Origin of the sequence: Deinococcus sp. Leaf326 (genome assembly GCF_001424185.1) — a bacterium.
Lineage (GTDB): Bacteria > Deinococcota > Deinococci > Deinococcales > Deinococcaceae > Deinococcus.
The window spans coordinates 445901-457504 of the sequence record NZ_LMOM01000065.1; the positions used below are offsets into that span (position 1 = coordinate 445901).

Below are 11604 nucleotides of genomic sequence, written 5' to 3' on the forward strand. Positions count from 1 at the left end.
CGTGCACGCAACGCACCAAAAAGGGGGCCAAAAGTAGGGGAGGCGGCCCGCTCAGGCCACCTCCCCTTCTGATGTGCCCCGACTCAGGCCTGCGCGCTCGCCTCGGGCTCCAGTTCGACCTGGGCCTCAAAATCGCCCTTGGTGACCTTCTCACCCAGCGCCGCAGCAATGACGGCCGCCTGTTCGCGGGCGTGCACGCTGGCGTAGCCAGCCGCCGTACTCGCGCTGCGGGCGCGGCTGGCGTGCGTGAGGGTCTGACCGTCCGCCAGCACCTTCTCCAGGTCTTCCCAGATCATCAGCCACGCCCCCTGGTTCTCAGGTTCTTCCTGCGCCCAGACGACCTGCGCGCCGGGGTGCCGGGCCAGTTCGGCGCTCAGGGCCTCGGCCGGGAAGGGGTAGAGTTGCTCCAGGCGCACAAGGGCCGTGCCCGCGTAGCCTTCTTGGTCAGCTCCGCGCGCCTCGCTGAGTTCCCAGTGGAGCTTGCCACTGCTGATGACCACGCGGCGCGCGCCCTGCACTGCCGGGTCGCCGATGACTTCGTGGAAGCGGCCCTCGGCGAGTTCGGAGAGCGGGCTCATGGCGAGCTTGTTGCGCAGCAGGCTCTTGGGCGTCATCACGATGAGGGGCTTGCGGTAGGGGCGCAACACCTGACGACGCAGCAGGTGGAAGATCTGCGCGGCGCTGCTGGGCACCACGACCTGCATGTTCTTCTGGGCGCACAGCTGCAGGTAGCGCTCCAGACGGGCGCTGGAGTGCTCGGGACCCGCGCCCTCGTAGCCGTGCGGCAGCAGAAGCGTGAGGCCGCTGAGGCGCTGCCACTTGCTCTCGCCCGCCGAGATGAACTGGTCGATGACCGCCTGCGCGCCGTTGGCGAAGTCGCCGAACTGGCCTTCCCAGGCGATCAGGGCCTTGGGTTCCGAGGTCGAGTAGCCGTACTCGAAGGCCATGACCGCCTCTTCCGAGAGGGTCGAGTCCACGACCTCCACACGGCCCTGATCCGGCGAGAGGTGCGCGAGCGCCATGTACTCCTCGTTCATGGGGTCTTCGGCGTTCTGGTTGTGCAGGACGGCGTGGCGGTGCACGAAGGTGCCGCGCCCCGAGTCCTGGCCGACCAGCCGCACGCCGTACCCCTCTTCGAGCAGCGAGGCGTAGGCCAGCATCTCGCCCATGCCCCAGTCGAGCGGCTGCTCGCCCCGGCTCATGGCGGCGCGCGGGGTCATGACGGTACGCTCAATGGTGCGGTGCACTTTGAAGCCGTCGGGCACGCTGGCGAGCTTCTGGCCCAGTTCGTTGAGCTTCTCCAGCGGCACAGCCGTTTCCACGCCGTCCTGCCAGCGGGTCGCGTAGCCCGACCAGTCGGCGGCGAGCTTGCTCTGTTCGAGGTTCTCGACTTCCTCGACCACCGTTTCGCCGCGGTCGAGCTGGTCACGGAAGCGGGTCACGAGTTCGGCGCCCTCGCCGGCCTTCAGCACGCCCGCCTGTTCCAGTTGCGCGGCGTACAGCGCGCGCGTCCCGGGGTGCGCGTCGATCTCGCGGTACATGATCGGCTGGGTCATGCGCGGCTCGTCACCCTCGTTGTGGCCGTTGCGCCGGAAGCAGATCAGGTCGACGAACACGTCCTTGCCGAATTCCTGGCGGTAGGCCAGCGCGAGGTCGCCGCAGAACGCCACGGCCTCGGGGTCGTCCCCGTTGACGTGCAGCACGGGCGCGTTGGCGATCTTGGCGACGTCGGTGCAGTAGCGGCTGCTGCGGGTGTCGCGCGGATCGCTGATGGTGAAGCCCACCTGGTTGTTGATCACGATGCGCACCGCGCCCCCGGTGGCAAAGCCCCGCAGGCGCGAGAGGTTGAGCGTCTCCATGACGACGCCCTGGCCCGACACGGCCGCGTCACCGTGCACCGTAATAGGCAGCACCTGCCGGCGCTCGGTGTCGCCCCGGCGGTCCTGGCGGGCGCGCACGCTGCCGTGGACGACCGGCGAGACGATCTCCAGGTGGCTGGGGTTGAAGGCCAGCGCGAGGTGCATCGGCCCGCCGGGCGTACGCACGTCGCTGGAGTAGCCCATGTGGTACTTCACGTCGCCGGCCACGTCGGGGTTGTCGCTGAGCTTCTTTTTGCCGTCGAACTCGTCGAACAGCACGCTGCTGGGCTTGCCAAAGATGTTGACCAGCGTGTTCAGGCGGCCGCGGTGCGCCATCCCGATGACGACTTCCTTGACGCCCACGCGCCCGGCCTGCTGGATCAGGCGGTCCATCAGGGGAATGAAGCTCTCGCCGCCCTCCAGACCGAAGCGCTTGACGCCGGGGTACTTGTTCTTCAGGTAGAGCTCCAGGCCTTCGGCGGCGTTGAGCTTGCTCATGAAGCGGCGGCGCTCGGCCTCGCTGTACTGACCGCGCCCGCGTCCCGGCTCGATCTGGGCCTGGAACCACGCGCGCTCGGTGGCCGGCAGGTAGCTGAACTCGAACCCGATGCTGCCGCAGTAGGTCTGCTGGAGCTGCCCGATCACGTCGCGCAGCGGGCCGCTGTAGCTGCTGTCGTGCACCGTCTCGCCGAGATCGGCCTGCGAGAGGCCGTAGTACTCGGGCGTCAGCTCGGGCACCACCGGCAGCCCGCGCATCTTCAGCGGGTTGGTGTGGGCGCTGATGTGCCCGTACACGCGGTAGGCAGTGATCAGCGCGCCCGCCGCCTGCTGCGCGCCGCTCACACCCTGGGGGGCGGGCGCGGTGGCCCCGCCCCGGCGCGTGGTGCCCAGCTCATAGAATTTCTGCTGCACGGCCGCGTGTCCCCGATCGGCCGCGCCGCCGCGCAGACCGTCGAAATACACGCGCCATTCGGCGTCCACACTGGCCGGATCGGCGAGGTAGCTCTCGTAGAGGCCCTCGATGAAGGCCGCGTTCCCGCCCCACATCATCGTCTGCGACTGCGTCATAACGCCTCAGCATACGCCGCGTGGCTCCGCCGAAGCGTGGGATGAGACAGGGGTACGCAGGGGGTGACGCCCCCGGCCATGAACGCTATGCACGCAACGGACGAAACCCGGCGCGCCCTGGGGAGGCTAAGCCGGGTTCAGAGAGACGCGCGCCCCCGGACCATTTCCGGGGGCGCGGCTTGTCGGGTGGGCGTTACTGGCTCGTCAGGGGCGTCGGCACGTGCAGGGTGTACTGCTGTACCTCGGCGCTGCGCAGGCTGCGGCGGTAGGTCTTGCTGCCGAGCGGCAGGTAGACCTCGTGCTCGGCGCGGCTCCAGCCCTCGCGCAGCGCCCAGACCTGGGTCATGTCGGGCGAGGTCGTCTGGAACGTGACGCGCACGGCGGCGCTCGCGTAAGCCACGCGGTCGTGGGTCATCAGGTCCAGCGTTTCGCCGCTGTCCAGCATGCCGCTGCTGTTCTTGTCCTGCCACATCACCCAGTGCAGCAGCAGGGCCTTGACGCCGCTGGGGCTCAGGCTTGCCGTGACGCCCTGCGGCACCAGCGTTTCGGCGGCCACGGCCTGCTCGGACGCGGCGCGCCACTGCAGGGGGTTGGGGGCCACGCTCGTCTGGCCCGCCGTCACTGGCACCTGATAGACGCTCTCGCCCGAGTCGGTCATCAGGCTCAGGTAGGCGCCGGCGGGCGCGGCGGGAAAACGCACCTCGACCCCGGTGGGCAACGGGGGCAGACCGGGCACCGCAGTGTCAGCCGATCCCTGCCCACAGGCGCTGAGGCCCAGGACCAGCAGGGCGGCGGCCGTCAGGAGGCGCTTCACTGGCGGCCTCCGGCGAGGCCCTGGCTCTTGTAGGGATCACGCGGCTCGCGCAATTTGACGGCGACGGCCTGGTCGGCGGTGAGCACGCTGTTCATGGTCACGAGGTACTCCTGCGGGGTCGCGCTGGGATTCAGGACTTCGCGGCGCACCAGCGACCAGCCGGCCGTGCGGGTGCCGGTCTCGGTGCTGCGCGTGCCGTCGGCGTTCACGTTGACGAAGCTGTACTTGAAGGCCTCGCTGGCGAAGCTGTATAGGTCGTTCGAGGTGTACTTGAGGCTGTCGAGGGTAGGCCCCGTCCCCGCACTGCTGGCCGTATAGGCCACGAACTCGACCTTACAGGTCAGGGCCGTGTCGGGCGTGACACTCACGGCCTGCTTGCCCGAAGCCTCACCGGTCAGGAAGCGCGTCGTGCACTTGGCGTTTTCGCGGGCCTGGCGCAGTACATAGCCGGAGAGGTACATCTGCACGTCCCCGTTCGCCGCACCGCTGTAACTGGCCGGTGTGCTGCCGACCATGACCGGCTTGCCCACGGCACCGCCCTCTTCCAGCGGGTAGTACAGCGCCGCCACCCACAGGTTGTTGCGGTCGACCCCCTCGGGCAGCGAGAAGCGCAACGAGAGGCTGTCGTCACTGGGCGGGCGCTTGCCGGGGCAGGCAGTCAGGAGGCCGGTCAGGGCCACGCAGGCCCCGAGCAGGGGCCAGGAAACGGATCGCGTCTTCATATCTCCATGAGCTTAAAGGGAAGATGAAACTTCCGTTGCCTCATCTGAGGCGGCCTGCTCCGGTGCCAGTCCCGTTCGCAGCAGGGCCACGAAGACCACTATGCCTACACCCGCCAATAAGACCCCGGCGTGACCGGGCACCAGGAATACCAGCGGCGCCGCACCGGCCAGCACTACGGGCGGCCACCACCGGCGCCCCGCAGCGCGCAGAGCCAGGGCGGCTCCCACCACGGCCCCGAGCGGCGCGGCGACGGAGACCGGCAGATAGTTCAGGAGCATGCCGCCCAGCACCGACCCCAGGGTCAGCCCTACCACGGCCAGGGCCGCCGCCCCCGGTAGCAGGTGCAGGCCACGTCCACGTCCCCACAGAGCCGCGAAGACGGCCGCCAGCAGCAGCGCGGCGGGGGTGAAGGCATACAGCTTGGCCGCGGTCTCGCGCCCGCTCCCGGCCGGGAAGCTCAGGGCCACGTCCTGCGCGGTGATCACGTTTTTCAGCTCCCAGACCAGGGTCGTGCCGCCCAGGGAGCGCGCGGTGCGGGTGGGGGGCAGGCTGTAGCGCGGAAACCGGGGCGCGCCGTCGGTCTGCGCCGTCAGCGAGAAGTCGCGCAGGCTTTCGCGGCTGCTGCCCAGCACGTACCTCCAGCCGCGCGCGCCCTGGTGGCGGTAGCGCACGTCCACCCTCACGCGCTGCCCGGCCGCCAGTCGGCCCTCCCAGAAGCCGCGCAGGGCGCCTGACGCAGGCAGTTCCCGGCCGTCCACAAGAACGGCGAACTCCGACAGGGTCCCGCTCCCCTGCGGCAGCGGAAAGCTGAACCGGGCCGTCACGGGCCGGTCCAGCGGATTGGCGAACGCGTACTGGGCCGCGAAACTCGCCCGGTAGGAAGGCCGGCGCGCCTCCCACAGCGGCGACCCGAACTCCAGCGAGACCCGGAGACGCGACTCTTCCATCCGGACGGGTTCCTCGGCGCGCAGGGTGACCTCGCGGGTCAGGACCACGCCCCGGCTCCCCCGGCGCACCCGGTCGGCCCACCGGATCACGTTGTCGCTGCCGGGTTCGTCCAGATACGGCGCGAGCACGTCCAGACCCCCGTTCACTCCGCCCGCGTCCAGCCGGCGCAGCAGCTCGGGCGGCAGAATCAGCGACCGGCTGTAGGTCCGCTCGGTGAGGTAGGTCACGCGCGGGGCCTCCTGGGTGGTCGGCGCGGCGTCGGCGTCGGCCCCGCGCCCCTGCACCGCGTTTTCGGCGGCGGCCAGACGGCTCTGGACCACGCGACCCAGCGGACCGTACCCCCAGATGACCGCTGCCAGCAGGACCACTCCCCCGGCCCAACCCAGCAGGCGCGACAGCACCGGCCACAGCCGCCGGCTCCAGTACTGGAAATTCCGGGGACGCAGCACCCGCCAGAACTGCGCCGTCAGTCCCGCCCCCAGGGCCGCGACCAACAGCGGCCACAGCACTGCCCACAGATGCCTCGCTCCGTTCCAGAGGGTCTCCAGCGTCGCCTGAACCATAAGTCTCCCCCGGAAGACCCGACAGTGGCCTCCCTATACTCAAGATGTGTAAGGTACTTAAGGTACTGACCCGAGACGGAGGATGGCATCCGACTTTGGAAGGAGAAAACGAATGTCAGACATGAAGATTTCCGGCGGCAATGGGGGGGGGAAGCGCCCAAAACCGCCAGAATCCGTTCATGTCCGCCGAGTGGGGCCCCGCGCGACCCTATGCTGGCCGTCCATGCCGCGCTCCTCTGCCCCGTCGCCCTACCAGTTCCGGCTCCACGCCCGGGCGCTCCGGCGTCCCGGCGCCGCGTGACCTGGCTGCGCGGCGTGGCTTCGTCCCCGCCCGGCGCCTCTCCCCTGCGGCCTGTATCGCTGAGTCTGGTCTACAGCGCGCTGTTCGCACTGCTGGCAGCCGCGTTCTGGTTGATCCTGCGGGGGCAGGGCGACACGCCGGCTCAGGCCGCCGACAGTCTGAAATTCTGGCTGGTCGCTGGCCTGCTGGGACTGGGGCTGGGGTCCGGCCGGCCACAGAGGCGGCTGCTGGCCCAGCACCAGACCCTCTGGCGGTGGCCGCTGGCGTCCGCGGCGGTCGCCATGCTGCTGTTCGCGGTGGTGGGCGACCAGGGCGCGCGGCCGGCGCTGCTGGCCCTGCCGCTGTACGCCGCGTGGTGGGGCGTGGGCCTGGCGGTCCGGCGCTGGCATGGCCGTCACTGGCCCTGGCGGGTGGGCGTCCTGGGTTCAGGCTCCGCGCATACGGCGGGCGACCTGCTGCCCCGCGAGGGCCTGCGCTACGTGCCCGTCAGCTCCCAGGAGGACTGGTCGTCCTCCCGCCTTGACGCCCTGCTGCTGCGGCCCGGCGACCGGCTTTCCGAAGAACACCAGCGCCTGATCGCCCACGCCCAGGTGACCAAGGTTCCGATCTGGTCCAAGACCCAGCTCGACGAGGAAATCAGCGGTAAGGTCGCTGTCCACCTCATCCAGAGCGAGTGGCTCGACCAGGCCAAGTTCCGCTCGCGCTACAGCGGGGTCAAGCGCGCCTTCGACGTCTCCGTGACCCTGCTGGCCCTGCCCGTCCTGCTGCCGCTCGCGGCCGGCGTCGCTGTGACGGTGCTGTTCAACAGCGGCCGGCCTGTGCTCTTCTGGCAGGAGCGGGTCGGCCAGGGCGGGCAGCCCTTCCGCATCGTGAAGTTCCGGACCATGACGCGCGACTCCGAGCGGAGCGGCCCGGCGTTCGCGCAGCGCGCCGACCTGCGCGTGACCCCCACCGGGGCCTTTCTGCGCAAGTTCCGTCTCGACGAACTGCCACAGTTCTGGAACGTGCTGCGCGGCGAGATGAGCATTATCGGTCCCCGGCCCGAACAGTCCGCCTTCGCCGCCGACTTCGAGGAGAGCATTCCGCTCTACGCCTCGCGGCACTGGGTGCGGCCCGGCATCACCGGCTGGGCACAGGTCAACCAGGGCTACACCGACAACCTGGGGCAGACGATGGAAAAGCTGCGCTACGACTTCTACTACATCAAGCACCTGTCGCTGCGCCTGGACCTGCTCATTGTCTGGAAGACCGTGCGGACCATCCTGGGCGGCTTCGGCGCGCGCTGAGACAGGTGCCCCGGCCTTCTGCGCGGCCCCGCGCCGCGTACACTGCCGGGCATGACCGCCCAGGCCCCCGCGACCCGCGACGTGCTGCTCACCTGCCCACTCGACTGCCCCGATGCCTGCCGACTCAAGATCACCGTAGCGCGCGGCGAGGACGGCCGCGAGCGAGCCGTGAAGCTCACCGGGGACGCCGCACACCCCTATACGCGGGGCTTTGCCTGCGCCAAGACCGTGCATTACCCGGCCCGCCAGAACCACCCCGAGCGGCCCCTGTACCCGCTGCGCCGCGTGAACCCCAAGACAGAAGCCGAACCCGTCTTCGAACGGGTCACCTGGGACGAGGCGCTGGACGATATCGCCGCGCGGCTGCGCGGGCTGCTGGACACCCGCGGCCCCCAGAGCATCCTGCGCTACAACTACGCCGGCACCATGGGCCTGATGGAAGGCACCCACGTCCACGTCCTGTGGCGCGCGCTGGGCACCCCCGAACTCGACGAGACGATCTGCGCGACCGCCGGCACCGAGGCCTGGAGTATGGGCTACGGCACCCGCCTCGCAGTGGACCCGCTCGACGTACCCCATGCCCGCCTTATCGTGCTGTGGGGCATCAACTCGCTCTCGACGAACAGCCACCTCACGCCGCAGATCACGGCGGCGCGCAAGGCGGGTGCGCGGGTGATCTGCGTGGACCCCTACCGCAACCGCACGGCCGCCTACGCCGACGAACACCTCAAGATCCGGCCCGGCACCGACGCCGCGCTGGCCCTGGGAGTCATGCACGAACTGTTCGCGCACGGCTGGACCGACGAGGCCTACCTCGCCGAGGCAACCATGGGCGCAGACGACCTGCGCGCCGAAGCGGCGCTGTGGCCCTCCGAGCGCGTGGCCGAAGTGACGGGCCTGGGCACGGAAGAGGTCCGGGCCTTCGCCCGCGCCATAGGTACCACGCGCCCCACCTACATCCGGGTGGGCTACGGCATGACCCGTCACGAGTACGGCGGCACCAACCTGCGCGCCGTGACCCTGCTGCCGGCCCTGACCGGCGACTGGCGACATCGGGGGGGTGGCTGCGTCCTGAGCACGAGCGGCGCCTTCAAGCTCAACCGCGCGCGGCTGGGCGGCGCCCATCTGGTGCGGCCCGGCACCCCCCACGTCAACATGAACGAGCTGGCCGGTGCCCTGCGGCCGGAGGCCGGCCTCGGCGCCCTGATGGTCTACAACACCAACCCGGCGGTCGTCGCTCCCGACGCCTCACGGGTGCGCGCTGGACTCGCGCGGGACGACCTCATGGTCGTGGTCCTCGAACAGGCGATGACCGAGACGGCCCGCCTGGCCGACTACGTGCTGCCCGCGACCACCTTCATGGAGCACGCCGACCTCTACACGAGTTACGGCCACCACTGGCTGAACCACAACCCGGCGGCATTGGAAGCTCCCGGCGAGGCGAGGCCCAACTCCTGGGTCTTCGCGCAGCTCGGCCGGCGTCTGGGCGTCACCGAGCCGTCGGTGTACTGGACGGTAGACGAGCTGACAGCCGAGCTGCTCGACACCCCCCACCCTTTTCTGGAAGGCATCACGCCGGAGCGGTTGAGGGCTGAGGGCAGCGTGCGCCTGAACATCCCCGAGGGATTCCTGCCCTACGCCCAGGGGGCCGAAACGCCCAGCGGCCGGGTGCAGCTTTCGCCCGCGCCGCAGTACCGTCCCCCCCTGGCCGAGCTGACGGCCGAGTATCCGCTGCGGCTGCTCACGCCGCCGGCCCACCACTTCCTGAATTCGACCTACGGCAACATGGACGTGCTGACCCGCGCAGAAGGGAACGAGCCGCACGCCCTGGTTCACCCCGAGGACGCCGGGCGCGCGGGTCTGGAGGACGGCTCATATGCCCAGTTGCGCAGCGAGCAGGGCGAGGTGCGGCGCCGCGTGAAATTCAGCACGGGTGTGCAGCCCGGCGTGGTGGTCGTCGAGGGAACGTGGTGGGGCCTGAGCGCCCCCGACGGCCAGAGCATCAACACGCTGACCGCGCAGACCCTGACCGATCTGGGGGGCGGCAGCACCTTCCACAATACCCGCGTGCGGCTGGAGCCCATCACCGGGGTGACTCCTCCAGAGAGGGAATCCTCAGTGGGTCTGATCGGGAACGAGGAGGTTATGCACGGGTGAGGACCGGCCCCAGACCCCGCGCAGGGCATTCTGGATGGCCGACTCCCTCACAGCGTCATAGAGCGTGGGCGAAAGCGTGGTGGAGGGGTAATCGGTCCGCAGGCCCTGTGGCGTCACCCGCACCTCACGAGGAAACCCGAGGGCCAGCGAGCCGGTGAGCACAGCCCCCAGCAACAGGCCGCCCACGGCTCCGGCGACGAGGTGCCACGCTTCTTCCAGTGGGTTGCGAATCAGGCGGCTGATGGCCAAGGCGCATACCGCGCTCAAGACCAGCGCCACGATGATGGCCGGCAGCAGCCCCAGTCCCAGCGCGTTGGCCACGAGGATACCCAGCGCCCCCAAGACACCCCAGGCCAGACCCGCCAGCCCCCGGCGCGCGCCCAGGGCGGTCATGGCAGCCAGCAGGGTCACCAGAAGGGCGTCGAACCACGTGATCACCCCCACAGTCTAGCGGCCAGCTCTGACAAATTTCCGGCGTGCTGCGCGGGCGGTCATCCGGAATTCACCGTGTCCGGATGCAGAGCCCGGTGGAACCATTCCGGCGTCTGGCCCTTGAAATAAAAGTCGCCCCACTCCGTGGCCCACTCGGTAAACTGACCAAGCGAGATAGCGTCGCGGGCCCGCTCTACCAGGCGGTGCAGGTAGCGGAGGTTGTGCAGCGAGAGCATTCGCGGCGCGAGCATCTCCTCGGCGCGCAGCAGGTGCGCGAGGTAGGCGCGCGTGTAGTGCCGGCACGCGTAGCAGTCGCATTCAGGGTCAATGGGTTCAAGCTGGCGCCTCGGCGCACTCGAATTCATGTTCAGACGGCCGGTATCGGTCAGCGCATAGCCGAAGCGGCCAGTCCGGGTCGGGTACACACAGTCGAACATGTCCACCCCCAGCGCGATCCCCGCGACGAGGTCCTCAGGATGACCGACGCCCATCAGGTAGCGGGGTTTGTTCTCGGGCAGACGGTCAGCCGTGAACGCCACCGCCGGAAACATTTCCTCCTTGCTCTCTCCCACGGCCAGGCCGCCAATAGCGAAGCCGGGCGTTCCGAAGGGCAAGGTCAGGTCCAGGCTCTGCTGACGCAGGTCTTCGTGGATGCCACCCTGCACGATAGCGAATAGCGCCTGGTCTGCCCTCTGCTTCACGGTCAGGCAACGGTCCAGCCAGCGGATCGTGCGCTCCAGACTGGCGCGGATGTACTCCCGCTCCGCTGGAAAGGGCGGACACTCGTCAAAGGCCATGATCACGTCGGCGCCGAGGGCCTCCTGTACCTGCACACTCCGCTCGGGGGTGAGATTCACCAGGCTGCCGTCCAGGTGGCTCTTGAAGACCACGCCCTCCTCGGTGATTTTGCGCATATGGCCCAGACTCATCACCTGAAACCCTCCCGAGTCCGTCAAGAAGGGGCCTGGATAGGCGGTAAAACCGGGCAGGCCACCATGTGCTTCGACCAGATCTTCCCCGGGTCGCAACATCAGGTGGTAGGTATTGCCCAGAATCATCTGCGAACCGATGTCGGTCAGTTCCTGCGGGCTAATTCCCTTGACAGTTCCCTGGGTCCCCACCGGCATGAACATGGGTGTCTGCACCGTTCCACGCGGGGTTACGAACTGCGCCGTCCTGGCCCGTCCGCTGCGAGCCTGCACAGTAAACTCGAACATAAATCCTATTGTCTCACACGAACTTAAAGCAGGTTCAAGGCATACAGGTGAGGGGTGAGGAAAACGCCTGAAGCCGGCTGACCCCTGTCCTGACCGGAGACTCTCACAGGCCAATACAAAAAGCCCCCACCTCGGTGGAGGTGGGGGGTTGTGGAGCGGGAGACGAGATTCGAACTCGCGACATCTACCTTGGCAAGGTAGTGCTCTACCAGCTGAGCTACTCCCGCAATAAAAAA

8 protein-coding genes and 1 tRNA gene are annotated in these 11604 nt (G+C 68.9%); 2 read left to right on the top strand and 7 right to left on the bottom strand.

Annotation, left to right across the window (positions count from 1 at the left end):
• Positions 1–83 precede the first annotated feature (83 nt).
• The 4 genes from ASF71_RS19060 to ASF71_RS19075 form a co-directional block, all read right to left on the bottom strand.
• The gene (locus ASF71_RS19060) at positions 84–2927 is read right to left on the bottom strand and encodes a 2-oxoglutarate dehydrogenase E1 component (protein WP_056302954.1); all 2844 of its coding nucleotides are present in this window, start codon (positions 2925–2927) and stop codon (positions 84–86) included.
• A 193-nt stretch (positions 2928–3120) separates the two neighbouring features.
• On the bottom strand, positions 3121–3741 hold the full coding sequence (locus tag ASF71_RS19065; protein ID WP_235514608.1) for a hypothetical protein: 621 nt from the start codon (positions 3739–3741) through the stop codon (positions 3121–3123).
• On the bottom strand, positions 3738–4463 hold the full coding sequence (locus ASF71_RS19070; protein WP_056302957.1) for a hypothetical protein: 726 nt from the start codon (positions 4461–4463) through the stop codon (positions 3738–3740). Before ASF71_RS19070 ends, ASF71_RS19065 begins: the two co-directional genes overlap by 4 nt.
• Positions 4464–4475: 12 nt before the next feature.
• Positions 4476–5975: a hypothetical protein gene (locus tag ASF71_RS19075; protein ID WP_056302959.1), complete on the bottom strand. Its 1500-nt coding sequence runs from the start codon at positions 5973–5975 to the stop codon at positions 4476–4478.
• Positions 5976–6272: 297 nt separating this feature from the next.
• Here ASF71_RS19075 and ASF71_RS25380 point away from each other — a divergent pair, with 297 nt between their 5' ends.
• Entirely contained in the window at positions 6273–7562 is a 1290-nt protein-coding gene (locus tag ASF71_RS25380) for a sugar transferase (RefSeq protein WP_235514610.1), read from the top strand.
• 51 nt (positions 7563–7613) lie between these two features.
• Positions 7614–9719, top strand: coding sequence for a molybdopterin oxidoreductase family protein (locus tag ASF71_RS19085; protein WP_056302961.1), 2106 nt, complete (start codon positions 7614–7616; stop codon positions 9717–9719).
• Here ASF71_RS19085 and ASF71_RS19090 read toward each other — a convergent pair.
• From ASF71_RS19090 to ASF71_RS19100, 3 genes are all read right to left on the bottom strand, one after another.
• The gene (locus tag ASF71_RS19090; protein WP_235514612.1) at positions 9678–10157 is read right to left on the bottom strand and encodes a hypothetical protein; all 480 of its coding nucleotides are present in this window, start codon (positions 10155–10157) and stop codon (positions 9678–9680) included. The genes ASF71_RS19085 and ASF71_RS19090 overlap by 42 nt on opposite strands.
• A 53-nt stretch (positions 10158–10210) precedes the next feature.
• Positions 10211–11368, bottom strand: coding sequence for a tRNA guanosine(34) transglycosylase Tgt (gene tgt, locus ASF71_RS19095; RefSeq protein WP_056302963.1), 1158 nt, complete (start codon positions 11366–11368; stop codon positions 10211–10213).
• Between the two features lie 151 nt (positions 11369–11519).
• Positions 11520–11595, bottom strand: a tRNA-Gly gene (locus ASF71_RS19100).
• Positions 11596–11604 lie beyond the last annotated feature (9 nt).

Excerpts from the sequence above, each read along its gene's own strand:
- ASF71_RS19085 (WP_056302961.1), top strand. The coding sequence starts at position 7,614 with ATGACCGCCCAGGCCCCCGCGACCCGCGACGTGCTGCTCACCTGCCCA.
- ASF71_RS19075 (WP_056302959.1), bottom strand. The coding sequence starts at position 5,975 with ATGGTTCAGGCGACGCTGGAGACCCTCTGGAACGGAGCGAGGCATCTG.
- ASF71_RS19060 (WP_056302954.1), bottom strand. The coding sequence starts at position 2,927 with ATGACGCAGTCGCAGACGATGATGTGGGGCGGGAACGCGGCCTTCATC.
- ASF71_RS19070 (WP_056302957.1), bottom strand. The coding sequence starts at position 4,463 with ATGAAGACGCGATCCGTTTCCTGGCCCCTGCTCGGGGCCTGCGTGGCC.
- tgt (WP_056302963.1), bottom strand. The coding sequence starts at position 11,368 with ATGTTCGAGTTTACTGTGCAGGCTCGCAGCGGACGGGCCAGGACGGCG.